Source organism: Psychrobacter sp. PL19, from assembly GCF_017875835.1.
In the GTDB taxonomy this organism is placed as follows: Bacteria; Pseudomonadota; Gammaproteobacteria; order Pseudomonadales; family Moraxellaceae; genus Psychrobacter.
Genome location: NZ_JAGING010000001.1, coordinates 2,886,901 through 2,906,474 on the forward strand (window position 1 = coordinate 2,886,901; position 19,574 = coordinate 2,906,474).

At 42.2% G+C, this 19,574-nt stretch carries 18 protein-coding genes; 4 read left to right on the forward strand and 14 right to left on the reverse strand.

The features are described 5' to 3' along the window. Positions 1–22 precede the first annotated feature (22 nt). The 10 genes from H4W00_RS11425 to H4W00_RS11470 form a co-directional block, all read right to left on the reverse strand. Complete coding sequence (locus tag H4W00_RS11425) at positions 23–1,132, reverse strand: DegT/DnrJ/EryC1/StrS family aminotransferase (RefSeq protein WP_209958344.1); 1,110 nt, start codon at positions 1,130–1,132, stop codon at positions 23–25. Beyond that, positions 1,132–2,304 carry a formyltransferase family protein gene (locus H4W00_RS11430; protein ID WP_209958345.1) on the reverse strand — a complete coding sequence of 391 codons (1,173 nt, stop codon included), beginning with the start codon at positions 2,302–2,304 and terminating at the stop codon, positions 1,132–1,134. Before H4W00_RS11430 ends, H4W00_RS11425 begins: the two co-directional genes overlap by 1 nt. Continuing rightward, on the reverse strand, positions 2,301–2,699 hold the full coding sequence (locus H4W00_RS11435; protein ID WP_209958354.1) for a sugar 3,4-ketoisomerase: 399 nt from the start codon (positions 2,697–2,699) through the stop codon (positions 2,301–2,303). The genes H4W00_RS11430 and H4W00_RS11435 overlap by 4 nt, the downstream gene beginning before the upstream one ends. Beyond that, a complete protein-coding gene (rfbA, locus tag H4W00_RS11440; protein ID WP_209958356.1) occupies positions 2,699–3,580 on the reverse strand; it encodes a glucose-1-phosphate thymidylyltransferase RfbA in 882 nt (293 codons plus the stop codon). The genes H4W00_RS11435 and rfbA overlap by 1 nt, the downstream gene beginning before the upstream one ends. Beyond that, a complete protein-coding gene (rfbB, locus tag H4W00_RS11445; RefSeq protein WP_209958358.1) occupies positions 3,577–4,677 on the reverse strand; it encodes a dTDP-glucose 4,6-dehydratase in 1,101 nt (366 codons plus the stop codon). The genes rfbA and rfbB overlap by 4 nt, the downstream gene beginning before the upstream one ends. Before the next feature lie 51 nt (positions 4,678–4,728). Further along, positions 4,729–6,528 carry an ABC transporter ATP-binding protein gene (locus tag H4W00_RS11450; RefSeq protein ID WP_209958360.1) on the reverse strand — a complete coding sequence of 600 codons (1,800 nt, stop codon included), beginning with the start codon at positions 6,526–6,528 and terminating at the stop codon, positions 4,729–4,731. A gap of 179 nt (positions 6,529–6,707) precedes the next feature. Next, the gene (locus H4W00_RS11455) at positions 6,708–8,831 is read right to left on the reverse strand and encodes a polysaccharide biosynthesis protein (RefSeq protein ID WP_209958362.1); all 2,124 of its coding nucleotides are present in this window, start codon (positions 8,829–8,831) and stop codon (positions 6,708–6,710) included. Positions 8,832–8,861: 30 nt separating this feature from the next. Continuing rightward, positions 8,862–11,096 carry a polysaccharide biosynthesis tyrosine autokinase gene (locus H4W00_RS11460; protein ID WP_209958364.1) on the reverse strand — a complete coding sequence of 745 codons (2,235 nt, stop codon included), beginning with the start codon at positions 11,094–11,096 and terminating at the stop codon, positions 8,862–8,864. 31 nt (positions 11,097–11,127) lie between these two features. After that, complete coding sequence (locus tag H4W00_RS11465) at positions 11,128–11,559, reverse strand: low molecular weight protein-tyrosine-phosphatase (protein ID WP_209958366.1); 432 nt, start codon at positions 11,557–11,559, stop codon at positions 11,128–11,130. Between the two features lie 29 nt (positions 11,560–11,588). Then, on the reverse strand, positions 11,589–12,665 hold the full coding sequence (locus H4W00_RS11470) for a polysaccharide biosynthesis/export family protein (RefSeq protein ID WP_209958368.1): 1,077 nt from the start codon (positions 12,663–12,665) through the stop codon (positions 11,589–11,591). A gap of 477 nt (positions 12,666–13,142) precedes the next feature. On the opposite strand from H4W00_RS11470, the gene H4W00_RS11475 reads away from it, so the two are divergent. Both H4W00_RS11475 and rluB read left to right on the forward strand, forming a co-directional pair. After that, entirely contained in the window at positions 13,143–13,367 is a 225-nt protein-coding gene (locus tag H4W00_RS11475; RefSeq protein ID WP_209958370.1) for a hypothetical protein, read from the forward strand. A gap of 113 nt (positions 13,368–13,480) precedes the next feature. Then, positions 13,481–14,416, forward strand: coding sequence for a 23S rRNA pseudouridine(2605) synthase RluB (gene rluB, locus H4W00_RS11480; protein WP_209958371.1), 936 nt, complete (start codon positions 13,481–13,483; stop codon positions 14,414–14,416). Between the two features lie 234 nt (positions 14,417–14,650). Here the strand turns inward: rluB and H4W00_RS11485 are convergent, their stop codons facing one another. Next, complete coding sequence (locus H4W00_RS11485; protein WP_209958372.1) at positions 14,651–15,241, reverse strand: hypothetical protein; 591 nt, start codon at positions 15,239–15,241, stop codon at positions 14,651–14,653. Between the two features lie 176 nt (positions 15,242–15,417). After that, complete coding sequence (locus H4W00_RS11490; protein ID WP_334684966.1) at positions 15,418–16,458, reverse strand: SEL1-like repeat protein; 1,041 nt, start codon at positions 16,456–16,458, stop codon at positions 15,418–15,420. Positions 16,459–16,788: 330 nt separating this feature from the next. Between H4W00_RS11490 and H4W00_RS11495 the strand changes: the two genes are divergently transcribed. Then, entirely contained in the window at positions 16,789–17,343 is a 555-nt protein-coding gene (locus H4W00_RS11495; RefSeq protein ID WP_209958373.1) for an IS30 family transposase, read from the forward strand. Between the two features lie 11 nt (positions 17,344–17,354). On the opposite strand, the gene H4W00_RS11500 is transcribed toward H4W00_RS11495, so the two are convergent. Further along, on the reverse strand, positions 17,355–17,972 hold the full coding sequence (locus H4W00_RS11500; protein ID WP_334684967.1) for a hypothetical protein: 618 nt from the start codon (positions 17,970–17,972) through the stop codon (positions 17,355–17,357). 36 nt (positions 17,973–18,008) lie between these two features. Next, positions 18,009–18,788 carry a hypothetical protein gene (locus H4W00_RS11505; RefSeq protein WP_209958374.1) on the reverse strand — a complete coding sequence of 260 codons (780 nt, stop codon included), beginning with the start codon at positions 18,786–18,788 and terminating at the stop codon, positions 18,009–18,011. Between the two features lie 152 nt (positions 18,789–18,940). Here H4W00_RS11505 and H4W00_RS11510 point away from each other — a divergent pair, with 152 nt between their 5' ends. Next, positions 18,941–19,543 carry a LysE/ArgO family amino acid transporter gene (locus H4W00_RS11510; RefSeq protein ID WP_209958375.1) on the forward strand — a complete coding sequence of 201 codons (603 nt, stop codon included), beginning with the start codon at positions 18,941–18,943 and terminating at the stop codon, positions 19,541–19,543. The last annotated feature ends 31 nt before the right edge of the window (positions 19,544–19,574 follow it).

Consider the following 19,574-nt stretch of genomic DNA (forward strand, 5'->3'; position numbering starts at 1 on the left):
GGAAAGTATTGTTCCAATTTTTTTATATATTAAATTCATTGCAAATATTTATAATATTTCTTACATTACTTGATGCCAGCACTGGGCTAATGGGTAAACTCAAAACTTGCTGATGAATCATCTCAGTCATAGGATAGCTCTGAGTAGCCCACTGACTATAAGCTTGCTGCTGATGTGGTGGTATCGGATAATGAATCAATGATTGAACACCGTGTTCCAATAGGTGCTGCTGTAGTTCAGTACGCTGATTGGTGCGAATAACAAATAGATGAAACACATGCGATTCTTCATTCTGCCAGCTGGGTAAAGTAATGCTTGGATTGCTTATACCCTCCATATAAACCTTAGCAACAGCACGACGAGCAGCGATCTCAGTATCTAAATGACTAAGTTTAACGCGCAGCATAGCAGCCTGAATTTCATCAAGTCGGCTATTTACACCTTGATAGAGGTTTTCATACTTTTTATGACTGCCATAGTTTCCTAATGCACGTAGTACTTGAGCCAATTCATCATCATTGGTAGTAATTGCACCTGCATCACCCAACGCACCAAGGTTTTTACCTGGATAGAAGCTAAAACCACTGGCATCGCCCCAATTACCTGCTCTTTTGCCATCGATACTAGCCCCATGCGCTTGTGCTGAGTCTTCTAATACCAGCAAGTCATGACGTTTAGCTATATCCATAATAGCGGGCATATCAGCCAATTGACCGTATAAATGCACAGGTAAAATTACCCGTGTTTTTTCGGTAATTGCTGCTTCTGTATTTTTTGGACATACATTATAAGTTGCCAGATCAGGCTCGACCAATACTGGTACTAAACGGTTTTCAGTAATAGCAAGAATACTAGCAATATAAGTATTCGCAGGAACGATAACCTCATCACCTTCTTTTAGCTTGCCCAGCTCTTTCCAAGCTCGTAAAGTAAGGATTAGGGCATCAAGTCCGTTGGCAACCCCAATTGCATGCTTGGTACCACAGTAAGCGGCAAACTCTTGCTCAAAGGCACTCACTTCTGTGCCTTGTACATACCAACCAGAATCAATAACACGCGTGCAAGCATCTATAAGCTCATCACGGTATTGGGCATTAATAGCTTTAAGATCTAGGAAAGACATATTAGTCATTATAAATCCAAAAATTTAGCTTGCTGTTTAGTAATATAATCATAGACAGTCTTACCTGACCAATCTTTTAACATAGGATCTGCACCATTTTCAATAAGAAACTTTATTATTTCATTACTCTTATACTTTAATGAATAATCTTTTGCATACATAAGAACAGTTGTTCCTCGATAATTTCTATCATTTATTAGTGCACCATTATCAAGTAGATAACTTATCAAATCTATCCTTCCGTAGTATGCTGCAACAATAATCGGAGACCATCCTTTTTCATTTCTATCGTTTATACCTAAAATACTCACTAAATTATCAGAAAATTCTTCAACACTCATATTATTAATGTTATCAAGTATACTATCCAAACAATCAAAATATAACTTTATATCATAGTCTATTGATGAAACTAGAAAATAACTTGGTTCTTTTGAAATAATAGTGCCAGGTGGAACTATAGACTTTTTATCTGTTATTAACACATCTGAAATGTTAAATCCCTCAAACTTCAAAAGTTGATATGGTCTAAAACTAAATGCATATACCTGTCTTTTAATTTGCCAAGCAGTTTTTTTAAAATTGATTTTTAAGTTTTTATAGTCTATAGAACTAGCAGAATAGTAAGTAGACTTAATAGCTGATTGTTTTTCTTGAACAACTTTGTTATTTAAAATACTTTCGAACCATTCTGAAATTAATATTTTGGCATTATCTATATATTTTCTGTAACAATCCTGGCTTCTGTCACTCATATTTAAATTAAACACTTTCTGAGAAACTATATCACCTGTATCTATACCTTTATCTATTTTGTGTAGTGTAACACCAGACTCCTCATCACCATGCAGCACAGGCCAAACTGAAGTATACATTCCCTTATATTTAGGCAACTTTGAAAAGTGTATATTAAACACATTTTCTGTAGATAGTAATTCAGGCTTTATTAACTGATCAAACTCTAATGATATAAAATAGTCTATCTCAATATCATATACCTCATTAAGACTTCTAATAATTATGTTGTTGTCTTTAGCAGCTTTAGATAATGATCGTTGCCATCCATTAATACCCAGATCATTTTTATTTGGAATAACTATAATTTTATCTAAGTCAAAAAAATCCATTGCTAAAAATAACCCATGAACTGCTATATCATTTTTACCTGCTATTACAATCATTTAGCTACCTCTAAGAACTCTTCATAATCACGGATATAATCATTTTCATCATAATGCTCACTAGCTAATACTAAGAGAACACAGTCCTCACTAAAGTCATGCATTTCACGCCATATTAAGTCGCCAATCACCAGTCCTTTAGTTGACGAATCTAACCACACTTCCTCGCGATGATGTCCGTCATCTAAAATCATCCGGCATTTTCCAGTAATACAGACGGCAACTTGCTGAAGATTATGGTGGGCATGAAAGCCTCGTGCTACGCCTTGCTGCGTACCAAATAGGTAATACACACGCTTGATATTAAAAGGAACTGTCTGTTCTGACTCAAGTGCCACCAATGAGCCACGTTCATCCCCTAGTGGCGGAAAATCAATCAAATGGATTAAACTCATCACTCTTCATCCACTAAAGAAATAAGATACTGACCATAACTATTCTTACTCATACTTTGGCCAGCTTCTAATACTTGTTGCTTGGTTAGCCAACCATTATTCAGCGCAATTTCTTCTAAACAAGCCACTTTATAGCCTTGACGCTTCTCAATAGTTTCTACAAATTGAGCTGCTTCTAGTAGACTTTCATGAGTACCCGTATCCAACCAAGCGAAGCCACGCCCTAGCAACTCAACGCTCAAATCACCACGCTCTAGATAAGCTTGGTTAATACTAGTAATCTCTAGCTCACCACGTTCTGAAGGTTGCACTCGTTTAGCGATTTCAATTACGTCATTATCATAGAAATAAAGACCAGTGACGGCAAAGTTGGACTTCGGCTGCTTCGGTTTTTCCTCTAGTGAAATAGCTCGCTTTTGCTCATCGAACTCAACTACCCCAAAACGCTCAGGATCTTTGACTTGGTAGCCAAAGACAGTGGCGCCTTTTTGGCGGCTGACAGCTTCGCGTAGTAGTGGGGTAAAGCCTTGACCATAAAAAATATTATCACCAAGTACTAAACATACATTACTATCACCAATGAAGCTTTCACCGATAATAAAGGCTTGCGCGAGACCATCAGGGCTTGGCTGCACTGCATAAGTCAGATGAACGCCAAGCTCGCTACCGTCACCAAGTAGGCGCTTAAAACCATCAATGTCATCAGGCGTACTAATAATCAGCACGTCTCGAATACCTGCCAGCATCAATACTGATAACGGATAATAAATCATCGGTTTATCATATATAGGTAACAGCTGCTTAGATACGCCTTTAGTAATAGGATAAAGACGAGTTCCTGAACCACCTGCTAGGATGATTCCTTTTGTATTATTACTCATAATGTAACTCCTAAGCGTTCGCGCTGGTAGCTGCCGTCTTGTATGTTTTGGCACCATTGATGATGGTCTAAATACCATTGCACCGTTTTACGGATACCTGATTCAAAGGTTTCTTCTGGCTGCCAGCCTAAATCATGTTTTATTTTACTGGCGTCGATAGCATAACGTAGATCATGGCCGGGACGATCTTTTACAAAGGTAATCAGAGTCTCATATGGCTGCCCATCGGCTCGCGGTTGTAGTTCATCTAAAATCTGACAAATGCTTCTAACAACCTCAATATTCTGCTTTTCATTATGACCGCCGATATTATAAGTTTCACCGACTACCCCTTCAGTGACCACTTTATATAAGGCCCGAGCGTGGTCTTCGACAAATAGCCAATCACGGATTTGGTCGCCTTTACCATAAATAGGTAATGGCTTACCCTCTAAAGCATTTAAAATCACTAATGGGATAAGCTTTTCTGGGAAATGATAAGGGCCATAGTTATTTGAGCAATTAGTCAGTAAGACTGGAAAGCCATAAGTACGTTGCCATGCACGAACTAAGTGATCAGAGCTGGCCTTGCTAGCGCTATACGGAGAGCTTGGCGCATATGCCGTACATTCTGTAAATAATGGAAGACCATCTCCACAGGCGTCAGCTGTATCTATAGACGCATCACTCGGATGTGGAAGGTCACCATAAACCTCATCTGTACTTATATGATGAAAGCGAAAAGCGAGCTTTTGAGCTTCAGCAAGAGTATTCCAGTAAGCTCGCGCCGCCTCGAGTAAAGTATAAGTACCGACGATATTGGTCTGAATAAACTCAGCTGGGCCATCAATAGAACGGTCAACGTGTGATTCAGCAGCAAGGTGCATTACCGCATCAGGCTGATGTTCTGCGAATACCCGCTTAAGTTCGTCTGAATTGCAGATATCCACTTGCTCAAAGGTGTAACGCTGGCTATCACTGACACTAATAAGGGACTCAAGATTACCAGCATAGGTTAGTTTATCTAGGTTGACCACACTGTCTTGGGTATTATTCATAATATGGCGTATAACAGCCGAACCAATAAAGCCTGCACCACCTGTAACCAGAATTTTCATTTAAGTTGTTCCTAATTTAAGTTACTAATTTAACTTCCTACAGGGTCTTTATTAAGCGTGCTCTGCCATTTCTTTGAATTGAGAGTTTTTCTCTACCAGCTCTTGGTATGTACCTTGATCCACTATTTTTCCTTGATCCATTAAATAAATAATATCACATTTCTGTACTGTTTTTAGACGATGAGCAATCATAATGATGGTCTTCTGACCGCTAAAGTCATGTATCGCATCCATGATTATTTTTTCTGTAATACCATCTAGAGCACTAGTGGCTTCATCAAATACTAAGACCTCTGCTTCATGGTAAAGTGCTCGCGCAATACCAATACGCTGACGTTGGCCACCGGACAGCTGCACCCCTCGCTCGCCTACCTTGGTATTGACCCCATCCGGAAGCTGTGCAACCAGCTCTGTTAGATGAGCAAGCTGGAGTGTTTTATTTACTTGCTCTAGATCGATGTCTGCGGCAGGTAAACCAAAAGCAATATTTTCAGCGATAGTGCCTTCACTGAGAAAGATACTTTGCGGGACGAAGCCTAAGGTATTTTGCCAAGCGCGTTTGTTTTCAGCAGTAATGCAAGTATCATCTATAGTTAAACGACCACTTTGTGGCGTTAGCAGACCAAGCAATAAGTCTATTAAGGTAGACTTTCCAGAACCAGTCGATCCTACTAGACCGACCACGCTATTAGCAGGAATAGTCATAGTGACCCCATTGACAGCAGGTTTTGATTTGCCAGGATAACTAAACTGAATATCGTTTAGGGTAATTTTTTGCTTTAAGTCTTTACGTATAGTTATGGTCTCTTCAGGAATAGAACCTTTATGATCAAGAGACTGCTCTAGGTCTTCTTTGACCGCTTCAAACGCCGCTATATTGCCTTTAATCTGAGCGACGCTAGAATATATTTGCTGTAAGGCAGGCAGTAACTTAAACGCCGCTAGAGCGTAAACAGCTAAAATTGGCAGTACCGCCCCTAGATTACCGTCGTGTAACTTAATCAGTAGCAACACTAATCCAATCATGGTGCCAAAAGCTATTAGCTCCATAAAATAGCGTGGCACTTGGCTAATACCAGAATTTAATCCTAGAGCGCGAGCGTAAATCGTGCCACTTTCTTCAAAACGCTTGACAAAATCATGACTACGATTCAGCAGCAAGACATCTTTAATGCCACCAAAGCCTTCATTCATTAACCTAAAGCGAGCAGTAGAGACTTGAGATATCTTTTGACCATTAGAGACTAGCTTGTTACGGACCAACTTATAAAGTAAGAAATAGGCGAGAGCAAATATGAGTAAACCGACTATCGCGACGACCGGGTTATAAATTAAGATACTGACCGATATGAGGACCGCTAAAACTACTTTGGCATTCATTTGCATCAGTGGCTGAACTATGCCGTTTGTTATGCGCATGGCTTCTGTAGATACTTGCTTGGTCAACTGGGCACTGCTACCACTGGCATGAAATTGCCAGTCCTCTTGCATATAATAAGCATAGAGACGATCCGCAATTTCAATACCGACGCTCGCCCCATAAAGAGACAGTTTCCAAATGGTAAACATAGACACTAGGGTAGAAACCGTTAAGGCAACAAGCACCAGTAGACCAGTATAAAACACAAAATCCATAGGATCTGTTAGGCCAGACATCTGGTACAGTTCTGCAAAGACATTACTTTTTTCTAATATGCTAATATCACCGACTAGAGCCATAAAGGGCGCTATAGAAGCAATACCTAACAACTCAGTAAAAGCCATGACCACTACCAGCACTTGCAAGATATAAAACTGCTTTACTTGCTGAGGGGATAGCAATGAGAAAAGCTGCCTAATCATCTTAAACATATAAATTCCACTATCAAAATTAAGCTAAAAACTGTACATACCAAGGCATGGCTTTCTGAATTCCTTGGATAATATCAAACTGCGGAGCATAACCCAGTCGGGTTTGAATCTTGCTAATATATACCTACTAGACCAATCACAGCTATCTTAATATTATTGATATTTATCATAATGTCCTGTTAACCAACCTTTTTGATTGCTGTGATGCTATGTTGTTTGGATTTCTCAGACACTGTAATCGGTGTCCCTTCCTGATAACCGGCTACGAAATGCTTAAACCTTTGTTTTAGCCAATCTACATCATGCTGTTGTGCTTTATTAGTGAGCTCAGACAAGGTCTGTTCAATATCAGTTAACGGAAAGCTATGCTCCATCGCCTGCATGATCAAGGGATGCGAGGTATCCTCAACGTTGTCTTCACCAATGATCAGCTCCTCATAGAGCTTTTCACCTGGCCGTAGTCCGGTAAAGACAATCTCAATATCGCCATCTGGGTAGTTTTCGTCTTTGAGCTCATTGCCACTCAAATGAATCATACGCCGAGCCAGATCAACGATTTTGACCGGCGCGCCCATATTCAGCACAAACACTTCACCACCCGCTGCCATCGCACCCGCCTGAATGACTAGGTTAGCGGCTTCTGGAATAGTCATAAAGTAACGCGTGACATCAGGATGAGTAACGGTGATTGCTTGTCCTTTTTTGATTTGCTTGGTGAATAGCGGTACGACTGAGCCGGACGAGCCCAGTACATTACCAAAGCGCACCATGCTGATCCGAGTTTGGCTGGCTAATGAGCTTACCTGGTTATTTTTATCCTGACTATTTTTATATTGGCATTCTTGGCTGAGCCCCTGACAGACCAGCTCTGCTAAGCGCTTGGACGCGCCCATCACATTGGTTGGCCGCACGGCCTTGTCAGTCGAAATCAGTACAAAGGTCTCAACCTGGGCCTGAATGGCCGCACGCGCGCAATGGTACGTGCCCTTACTATTATTAATGACCCCTTCAAAGGGATTGTGTTCAACGATAGGCACATGCTTATAGGCAGCTGCGTGATAGACGGTCTGTATCTGATGCAGGTTAAATAGTCTCATCAGATTGGCTTCGTTAGTCACATTACCAATGACTGCGACGATCTCGATATGCTGATAAATAGGATTATTAGCCTGCTTCGCGAGCAGCTCTTGATGGATACTATACAGGGCAAATTCAGACAGCTCATACAGTACCAAGCACTTGGGCTTATTTTTTATAATCTGCCGGCACAGCTCGCTACCGATAGAGCCCCCTGCGCCCGTGACCAGCACACATTTATTGGTGATGTTTTTTTGTAGTAGCCGCTCATCTGGCTCGACCGTCTGCCGATCTAACACATCCAATATGTCTATCTTACGCATGTGACTGACCGTGACCTTGTCATCCGCAAGCTCGTGCAAACTGGGCAACTCTTTAATCTTGATAGAAATGTCTGCCAGCTTATCTATAATCTGTCTTTTGTGCGCGCGGCTGATAGACGGCATGGCTAAAAATATTTGGGCGATATCTAGCTTATCAACGATATTAATCAGTTCATGCGCGGCATAGACCCTTTTGCCCAAGATATAACCGCCGGTCAAGTGCGGATTGTCATCGATAAAAGCCACCACATTATACTTATGCGAGTCTCCTAAGCCTTCGAACAACTCTCTACCAGCACTGCCCGCGCCATAGATCACCACATTGTCATAGTCAGTATGGTCGAGACGGCGATGGGGACGATTGCCCTGGCAGCGGGTTAATAGCTCTCTAATGGTCAGACGACTGTTCCAAAGCCACATAAAGAATAAGAACAGATAAAAAATAGGCACTGAACGCGGTATGCGAGGCATCCACTCAAAATAAAGAATGCCCTCATAGATAATGATCAGCACCACTAACATCTGTAAGACACTACGCATCACGGTATCAAAGAATACCCTGGCCACACCCTTGTAAAAGCCGATAGCATACAGGCCAATAATAGGCATCAAGGCATAAAGTGCTAAGGCTATTGGGCTAATATGGTTGTCCATGTAACCAAATCTTAAGGCCAGCGCACAATAAAGACACACCCCTGCCATGACAAAATCAGCACTGATCAAAATGCCTTTTTTAACCGGCCGTGGCAGCGCTAATAAGCGCTCAGCAAAGCGCTGCAGCCGACTGGTCGACTTGCTAGCATTATTGGCATTGCCCACGCTATCGCTACCATCAATGCTATCAACACTGTTGTTAACACTGGTGGCAGAGCTATGATAAGTAGGATTAAGATCTGAACTCATAGATATAACGCTCAATTGATTGACGACTGGCTATTTATTCTTGCCGTAGGCATAGCTGTAATGATAGCTATATTTACTGGTCAGACCCTGTTGTACATCATTAAGGATAATACCGTCGACTTGCACCTGTGCTTTGGCCAGCTGGTTAATAGCATAAACCAACTGGCCTTCTATCGATTTATCATAGCGCGTGACCATCAGTACTTTATCCGCATATTGTGACAATATCACGGCATCTGACGCGGCTAATATCGGTGGGGAGTCAATGATAATATAATCGTAATGCGCATTCAGCTTCGCCATCAAGCCACCAAACTTATCACCCGCTAGCAGTGAGGTTGGATTATGTGGCTGCTGACCTCTGGGCATAAAGTCAATATTATCCATGGTAGTCGGATGAATAAGGTTATCTATCCTGTTATCTACTTGCTCGCTACTATCATGCTGTGATAAGTAATCTGCTAGCCCATTATTTTGCTCCGTATGAAACATCTTATGCAACTCGCCTAAGCGCATGTCTGCATCTATGATTAACACTTTGTTATCGAGTTGGGCGAATACCTCTGTTAGGTTGGCAGAGATAAATGACTTGCCGACCCCTGGGCTTTCACCTGAAATAAGGATCACTTTGGCGCGCCGGCCAGCCTTGCCTGCGGTGGGCATACCGAACATCAAGTGCGTTCTGAGACTTTTTATCGCTTCGTAGCTTAAGCTATTATGGTCAGCATAAGCCAACAGGCGATTTGGCGCTTTTTTATTCTTTGATAGCCGGGATAATGAGGGTGAGCGCGGAATCGTGGCAATCACCGGAATCCCTGTTTTTGCTTCTACACGATCAGGGTCTTTGACTACATTTTTAAGCAAGCTGCTAATCAATACCAGTACGGCTCCTAACATTGCGCCTAGAATCGTTGCCAGCATTATTATCAGTGGCTTTTTAGGTGCGATAGTCCGATAGGTACTGATAGGCAGGTCAATAATACGGGCGTAACCAATTTGACCAGCTTTAACAATGTTGAGTTGTTGATAGTTTTTGAGCATGGTGAGATAAATTTCTCTATTGATGCTGGTATCTTCTGATAATCTTAGAAACTCTCTTTGTATCTCAGGCAAACCTGCCACTCTATCTTCTATTTCTCGTTGTCTATCGTTTAAGACTTCGATTTGATCATTTATTTGAATGACCAGCGGATGCTCTTCGGTATAGTAGGTAGTCAAATCTGCTTTTTTGAGTTTGAGCTCATTCAGTTGCGCGTCAATTTCAGCATTTTGTCCGACTAGAATGCCCGCTTCTTGACCAATATCGATAGTGCCAGACTCTGCACGGAACTTATTAAAGACGGCTTCAGAAGCTTCCAGCTTTTGCTTTAATAACGGTATTTGGCTTTCCATAAATTTAATGGTTTTGGTGGTTTCCTCAGAGCCGCGAGATTGGTTTTGATCAATATAAGACACAATAATCTGCTTTAGTATCAAACTTATTTGTTGCTGATTCGAGCCAATCAGTGACAGCTGAATAATACCCGTCTTACCACCGATTTCCGCTACGGTCAAAGCGCCATTTATGGCATCCGTAGTATTCTGTAATGACTGTTTGGCAATATTGATAGAGTGGTTACTAGCGGGTAGGTCATTCACTGTGATTTGAATGATACCGTTTGAACCTCTAAAGCGCTGTGGCTGGTTCAGTTGTCCCTTAAAATCATCAAGGCCATTGCTAAGTGTGAAACTACCATCAGCATCAGAGCCGGATCTCACTAGGGTAAAAGTCTGATTTAAATAGTCTTGTGAGACCTCAAATTGACTGACTTGCACTTGACCGTCTTCAGTCTCTAACGTTACTCCTTTAGGGGTACTTAATTGAGTACTGGTACGGTTGCTTTTTATTCTATCTAGGTTATTGATAGTAGGGTCACTTAAGCGAATATCTAAGTGCAACAGGTCAACCACTGGCTCTAATACCATGCGTGATTTTATTAACTGTGCTTCTGTCTGAGCCGGACTGGCATTTGACGATACCAGATCACTTGAATCCAGTGCTGATGAGACGCCTTGTGACTGCTCCTCAATCTGGATCAGCGCATCTGACTTAAAAACAGGATTCAAATAGCGGCTATATAGCACCCCGATAGCCAAACCCAATAGCGCTAGAAAAACCACCACTTTCCAGCCGCGTAATAATACTAACAATAAAGCCAATAAGTCGATATCATCGTCGTCTTTTTCTGCCGCAGGCTTCGATAGGTTATTCGCATCTGTATTCATAACTATATCTTCATCACTTAATGGTAGTCGTTTAGCTGATTTTATCCGTCCACCGCTCAAGACTATCAACGATGTCTTTTTCGGCAGTCTCAAACGCTGATTTATCATGCTGATAAGGATCAGCAATATCTTTGTCGATCCAATGACCAATCCTAAAAGTTTTACCGCGGCAATGCGGCCAGCGATCTTCGATCCATTTGGTTTGGCTCTCTGACATCGTAAATATTAGGTCGGCTGTCATGACCAACTCTTCGCTTATTTGTTTAGCGATATGGTCAGACATATCTATATTGCGGGCTATCATCACCTCTTGCGCGTTTGAATCAGCAGCATGGCCGACGACGGCCGATAAACCAGCAGAATCAATATGCTTTTGTGGATAATGGTCGATCAAGAGTGCAGCCGCTATTGGACTGCGACAAATATTGCCCACACAGATCACTAAGATATTATTAAAACTCATAACATATAACTCATAATACATAAGTCTATTTATAGATCAGAAAAAGATCTAATTGCCGACGAAGAGGGTAATAACGCACTGAGAACACGGTTCCAGCGGGTTAAGCCAGTCGGATCAACATACACAATGTCGTTAGGGCGCATCTCAAAACGACTGGCCAAGGGAAAGCTGGTAATGGTTTGCATATCGATATAATAGATATTGGTACGCGGGTAACCGGGGTTATCACGAACGATGTATACTTTGGCGGCGTTGGCAGTATTGGCGTTAAGACCAGCAGACTCCCCCAATACTTGCGCCAAATTCAATCCTTGTTCAAGAATAGGCACCGGCGCCACTCGTCCAAACTCGCCTAAGACATATACTTTATTGATGTCTAGGGTATTGACGTGGATTGAGTCGCCATCTTGTACATAAATTTGATTGGCCGATGAGCCTATTTTCCGCAGTGAGGATAGGTTTATGTTGTAGCTTGTGCCTTTACGATTCAATACCATGTTGTCTGAATCACCAGTAACGGTTACCCCGCCTGCCATAGAAATAGCGCTATAGAGAGACACAGGGGTGTCGGTAATATTAAACTCGCCCGCTTTACTGACTTCACCATCAATAATGAATTTATTGCCGCGATACTCGATGACTTTTACTTGTGGATCTGAATATTTCAGATAACGTTGCAACTGTCCGCGTAGGTTTGTAGTAAATTTCGGGACACTTAGACCGCTGGCTTTAATACGACCTATTAGAGGAATCTGAACGAAGCCTTGCTGATCGACGGTTAGACTCGAGGTCGAGGTATTAATATTTGGATAGTCCACCAGGACAACATTGAGAATATCGCCTGGCGCAATGCGGTAATCTACTCGGGTAGAGGTTCTTACTAGACGTGCTAAGTCACTACTGGGTCGAACCACTTGCTTAGGCGGTAGCGTGGCCAAACTTAACGGCTGTACGTCAAACTGTATGCCATTGTCTGCAACAAACGAACCACTGGGAGGCAAGTCGCCAGATTGGAAGCCAGAGTTAATAGTAGTGGTGGCACAACCAGAGAGCAGGGTCGCTAGTAATACAAATATCGATAAAAAAGCCTTGGAAGACCTATACATAGCGTTGACCTTATCAATCCTAGCAAGCACGACTGAAAATTATATTCAGTAAAGAAAATAATAATATTCACCATAATGAATCCATATATTTGTCATAGTAAATACATGAATCTTTATTCTTATTTTTCAATGGCTACAAAATAACTGCATATTAGCATAAAGGTTTAATAAATAATCCATTTTTTACCTTTTATCGGTATCCAGTAGTGTTTTATCGGCCAATGATTAAAATTTTAGAGTTACTGTAAAGGTGGCTTAATTAATAGAGATTGCTGTCAAAATTATTTACCAAATAGTTATTGCTTATAAAAAACTCGTCGGTATTCTGTAAGAAAATATATATATTATTATAAAATACAACATCACACTAACGAAAAACTTAACAATAGAAAACAAAAGTTCCTAAGAAACAATGGATGTTGATGTAAAACGTAGTACCCCATTTGAGTACAGCACTATTAATAAAGGAGAAAGAAGATGAGTGACGATAGGGAATTGTCAGTTTATGAGCTTGGCATAATTAAAAATTCTCTACGAGAACGAATGATTACCATAGAAGCGTTTAGAACGGATCTAGTCACTGACGATGAAGAACAAGAGATGAATGAGCGGATAGACGCTTTTAGGTTAGAATTAATCGTCATTAAGAACAAGATAAGAATGATGATTTCGAATAGAGCGGATGAAAATAGCTCACAATAATGTACAGATTTACTGATAGGCCCTCATAAATAGCGTAGAATAGCGGCTGTAAATTATCTTACCAAAATTCCTACATTGAGAAATGTAGCCCTAACCGACTCCAGGATATGATTATGAAAGATGAAAAATTACAAAAAGCCCTCGCCCGTATGGGTCTTGGCTCACGCCGTCAGATGGAAGAAGTCATTAAATCGGGCCGTGTAACGGTCAATAATGCGCCTGCCACCATCGGCGATCGGGTCGAGCAAGGCGACGAGATTCGCGTCGATGGCCGTCAGATTAAATATACCTCTGAACATGAAAAGCGCCGCCGGGTCTTGGCTTATTATAAGCCCGAGGGCGAAGTCTGCTCTGCTAATGACCCAGAAGGTCGTCCAACTGTGTTTGAACGCTTGCCTAAACTGACTCACGATCGCTGGGTAATGGTCGGTCGCTTGGACATCAACTCTACCGGGTTATTGTTATTTACCAATGATGGTGAAATGGCCCATCGCTTGATGCATCCCTCTGGTGAAGTGACCCGTGAATACGCCGTACGCGTATTGGGTGAAGTCACACCAGATATCGCCCGTAACATGACTACTGGCGTCATGCTAGAAGATGGTATGGCCCACTTTGAAGATATCAAAGAAGGCGGCGGCGAAGGCGTTAATAAGTGGTATCACGTCAAGCTAAAAGAAGGCCGTAACCGTGAAGTACGCCGTCTATTTGAATCACAAAGCCTAAAAGTTAGCCGTCTGTTGCGCACAAGCTACGGCGGCATCGCGCTACCAAAAGAGCTGCGTACCGGTCGCTTCTTGGAATTGGATAGAAAAGACATCAATACCTTAACCGACTTGGTCAGCATGCGTCCACGTTATGGTACGGGTCTACACGGCGCCGCCAAAGACAAGCAAGAACGTATTAAGAATAAGCCCCTTAAAGCGCGCCGTAGTGACAGCGGTCACAATAAAAAGCCCAAGCCTAACGAGGGTCCAAAATCTAGCGACAGTACCAAACCAGCCAATCGTGGTACGCGTAACACCCCTGAGCGCAACAATCGCCGTTAAGATAAACCCCTGCTATAGTCAGTCGGCTTTACACTAAGTCAAAATGATTATCGTGAGGCTGGGAGAAATTTTTGTAGCCTCTGGAGTGGCATCGCCACACAGCAAGCAAGAAAAACTTATGCCAGCAGTAGGTTAGGTATCGATATTACTTTTCATTGACTATAGCTGAACAAAAACATAAAAAAGCTGCCAGCGATATGTAATCGCTGGCAGCTTTTTTTATGTTTTAACACTTTAAGTGTTGTGGCTGTCTATATATTTCTTCATTACCCGTAAGTCTTGCAAGTGCTGGCTGTCCACCTGCTCTAATAATTCATCCAAGCGGCTGTCAATATTATTCAAGGCGTCTTGTAAGAGTTGCCCGGCCTCAGTGCGTTTATGATTAGTAGCGCCTTTATCGCTAGTGGTATCAGCACTAACAGTAGCGTCAGAACCTCCATTAATCCCTGCTAAATGATAATGACTGGCTAACATCTCCGGTAGCCGTGACTGTAATAGCTTGTGCAGCACAAATTGCTGCTCAGTCAGCGCTGGCGTTCGGTGTTGTGCTTGTGAGTCTAGCTGATAACGCTGATAGGTCGCTACTTTATTATCAATGTGCTGTAACTGACGCAGTTGGTGGTCTGATAACGCACTTAGATGCTGGCTATTCAAGCTCAGCTGTTGCCAGGTCAGGTTAGGCAATGATAGAGGCGCGTTAGGGTCTTGATAAGTCAGCACCCCTGGTGTGATGCCAACTGCGCTATGTAATGCTTGCCAGCCCTTTTTACCCAAATAAAGGATAACAATCGTAGTAGCAATACCCACACCTAATAATATGCTCATGTCTGTGACATCCTGCATCTATAAGCCCATCCCAAAGTCTGTCACTATTCCGTCACTATTCCGCTACTCATCATAACTTAACGGCAGCTCACCTGGGATTGTTTCGAAGTTCACGGTTTACTTGTTCAAACGCCTATCTAATTGTCAAAAAATCGATGGCTATGGGTTAATACTTGCTATTTTTCTTCTGTATTTAGTATTTTATATCGATCACAGGCACATTGATTTCCATTGTCGCAAGATTTACCAAACCATTCTTTTGCTATCACTTTGCTTTGGCGCACACCATATCCCTCAATGTACATTATTCCCAAATTAAATTCAGCTGAATGACTTCCTTGTTCCGCTGCCTTTTGAAACAGCTCAAGTGCTTTGGTATAGTTTTGTAGAGCGCCTTGGCCACTCGAGTATATTTCTCCAAGGCTGATTCGTGCTGATAGGTGATTTTGATTGACTGCCTTTTCATACCACTGCGCTGCCGCAGAAAGATCTTGAGTGATACCGAATCCATTCTCATACATCAGCCCAAGATTGAATTGAGAGTCAGCATGGCCTTGGTTAGCTGCTTTTTGGAACCATTCCACTGCCATAAGAAAATCTTGAGACGTCCCGAATCCATTCTTATGCATCAAGCCGAGATTTAACTGAGATCTAATGTGGCCTTGATCAGCCGCCTTTTGAAACCATTCAACTGCCATAGAGTAGTCTTGTGGAACCCCAAGTCCATTCCTATACATTAACCCGAGATGGAACTTAGAGTCAGCATGACCTTGGTCAGCTGCCTTATGATACCATTTAGTTGCTATGGTAAGGTCTTGCTGGATGCCTTTGGCGTTCTCATACATGGACCCAAGCTTGAATTGAGATTTAATGTGCCCTTGGTTAGCGGCTTTCTGATACCACTTGACTACTATAGAGTAGTCTTGCTGAACACCTTTGGCATTCTCATACATTGATCCAAGACGGAACTGAGCGTCAATATGACCTTGATTAGCGGCCTTCTGATACCATTTAATTGCTATAGCAAAATTTTGGTGAACACCTTTGCTATTTTCATACATTGAACCAAGGTGGAACTGATCTGACATATCCCCATTTTCTGCTAAATTTGTAGAAACTACTAAGTTCATGGCCTTAGCTGATAGTGGGATTTTTAGAAATACACCTAAAACCACTACTCTATAAAACAACATTCGCTTTAGCGTTTGTAATGTCATTGTTTCACCCTTAGAAAATAACTGCATGAGTAATTAAACGATGGCAAAAGTATTCGTATATTAATGTTTAAATCTATCTAATATGAAATGCTTGCTATAGTTTTGTTAACGTTAAGTTACATTTTACTGTAATAACAAACAAAATGATTGTATCTTAAAATAAAAATGATTGTATCTTAAAATAAAAATAATTATATATTAAAGTTAAACTAATTATATATAAAATATAGAATATATTTATCGTCATACCAGCAGTACCCTAGCGTTTTTAAGGTATTTAGATTAACACGTGAAGTGCAATTTCAAACAGCAGGTGAAAAAGAGGCCTAGATGAGCTATACACATCTAAGCCTAGGGGAGCGATATCAGATTTATGCCCTTAAAGGGGCAAGCCACAGCATTAAATTTATAGCGGGCGAATTAAATAGAAGTTCTAGCACCATATCAAGAGAGCTTAGACGCAATGAAAGTCAGCGTGGCTACCGACCAAAGCATGCCCACACAACGTCTAAAGCGCGGCGAGCAAACAACGCCCTCACTATTGTATCAAACGTCTGGGATTGGGTCATTGCTAAGCTAAAGTTACAATGGAGCCCAGAACAAATAGCAGGCGTCCATGGCGGTATCAGCCACATGAGTATCTATCGCTACCTGTGGACAGACAAAAGACAAGGTGGTGGGTTATGGCAGTGTTTAAGACGTAAAGCCAAACCTTACCGTCAAAGGCTGACTGACGAGACTCGTGGTCGCATCAATGACAGGGTCTCTATTCATAAGCGTCCGCAAGTAGTCGAAGACCGATCCCGTATTGGCGATTGGGATTCAAAACACCGAATCAGATATTCTTTAACATCATTTAGCGTTGCACTTGGTGTGTTAATCTAGAGGTATTTTAACTATAAAGTTTTGTCGATAACCGTCTCATTGTTATTAGCAGGATCATTGGTAAGCTGTTGCAGCGGCGCATTGGATGATGGATTCTCAAAACGCTGTTGTAGATAGCGATGGGTCACCAGTAGCTTTTGCCCATCCTGATGATAAGAAGCAGTCAGCAGGTCGTCAAACTGGGTGTTAATGGTGCCCAGTACTTCTAACAGCGCCTCTTTGCCCGTGACATCGGAATGTTTTATCTTAGTAGTATCAACATGGCCACCGTCTAGGTCATGTAAGCGTCGATAATCAGCCACTGCTTGCGGGATATGAGTATCCATTAAGTTTTGAATCATGATATAGGTTTCGTTGACGGTGTCTTTGTCATCGATTTTGCCATCATTATTGGTATCGCCATAAATCACCCGTAGCTTTTCACCTTTTTGATTGATCTCAGCCAGTGAGCTTTTGACCACTTCCGGTAAGCTTTTTTCGGGGATATAACCCAGTTGCGGCATGGCCTTGTATTCCAGCATCTTGGGTGCCGTGACCTTTTTGATCCCACGATAGCCCAGATACAAGCCAGCTGCCGGTAGCACGCCGTACAATACAAACATCACTAGCATGGCGGTTATTTGGGTCATTATGGTGTCCTAATTAAAACTCGAATGAAACCAAGCTTAGCTTTTGGTGCGACTCTTAACATAACGATGGGTAGAGGCTAGGCTATTCATGACCGTTTGATGCAGCTGATCTAGTAGCTCATCCAGCTCATAATCAATCTCTAAGAATAAGTCCGTCAGCATGCCACCGGCGGTCATATTGCCTTGTACCTTGTTGTTCTTAGTACGGTGCGGACTAAAGCGTAGCAGCTGCTCATAATGATGTAGCGCTTCTGGAATGCTTTCGTTCACCAGCTTGTCAATGGCAAACTGCCGCTCATTGTGCTGTTGCTGCTGTTGTTCATTGAGCTCATGGCTCCAGTCACGATAACGTTTGAGCTTGCCATTGATTCGGTCTAAGACCGCTACGGCTTCAATAGGCATCGCATTTAGGGTGGCCTCATCAACCACATCGACAAGTTCGGTCATGATAGGGCAGCGTCCATGTTTGAGATACCATAGGGTATCCGGGTTAAAAGGCGGGCGATTGGGCCATACCATCTGCGCCCGATTGGCTAAATAGCGATCGGTAAGCGGGGTCGGCGAACGAATATCATTCACCTGTGCTAACGCATCACAAATACGGTCAACCTGCTGTGGGGCATTAAGCGGCAACTCGCCAGTATTTTGTGGCATGGCTGTTTCTTGAGCAGTATTTGATTGTGCCGCATCGACACCCCTATTTCTATGATTGTTACCATTTGCACTATTATTAGTGGCATTAGTCGCCGCCTGCTTGGCATTTTTAGCTGCCGTGGTTGGCAGGTCATCTTGTGCTTGCCCAAATGACTGTAGCATTCTCGTCAAACTTATGACCATGACCTACTCTGCCCCTTACCTATTTATTACTATTGCACTCAATTACTAGATAGCTTATCTTAACAGCTTTTTACCAGTCTACCAGTAAGCAAACGTCAGTGTTTTGCTGCTTGAATATTAAGTAAATTATTATGAATGCCACTGATTATTTTTCGGGTCTATTATTAGGGTTAACGCTGATTATAGCGATTGGCTCGCAAAACGCCTTTGTCCTCAAACAAGGGCTCAAGCGTGAACATATCTTCTTTATTTGCCTATTTTGTGCCGTTAGTGATGCCTTATTAATTTCTGCTGGCGTCGCAGGGTTTGGCGCAGTCACCGCCCGCTATCCGCAAGTAGTTACTGTGGCCAAACTCGCTGGCGTGATATTTTTGCTCGGCTATGGCTTACAGAGCTTGTATGCCAGTATGCGCTTGTCCCATGCACTGACTGCTGAGGGACAAGTGGTCACCAGCTTAAAAAAAGCGCTGCTGTTATGCTTCGGCTTTACCTGGCTCAATCCGCACGTCTACCTAGATACATTGGTCTTAGTAGGCATGGTTTCAACCGGTGCCAGTAGTAAATTAGTATTTGCCAGTGGCGCGGTCAGTGCTTCGTTTTTATTCTTCTTTGCCTTAGGCTATGGCGCCCGTCTGCTTAGGCCATTATTTGCCAAGCCAAAAGCCTGGAATATACTCGATGCCCTAGTAGGTATATTGATGCTGTACTTGGCGTGGCATTTGTATCGGAGCTGATATCTCGGAGCTAGTATAGTCAGTGAAAAGT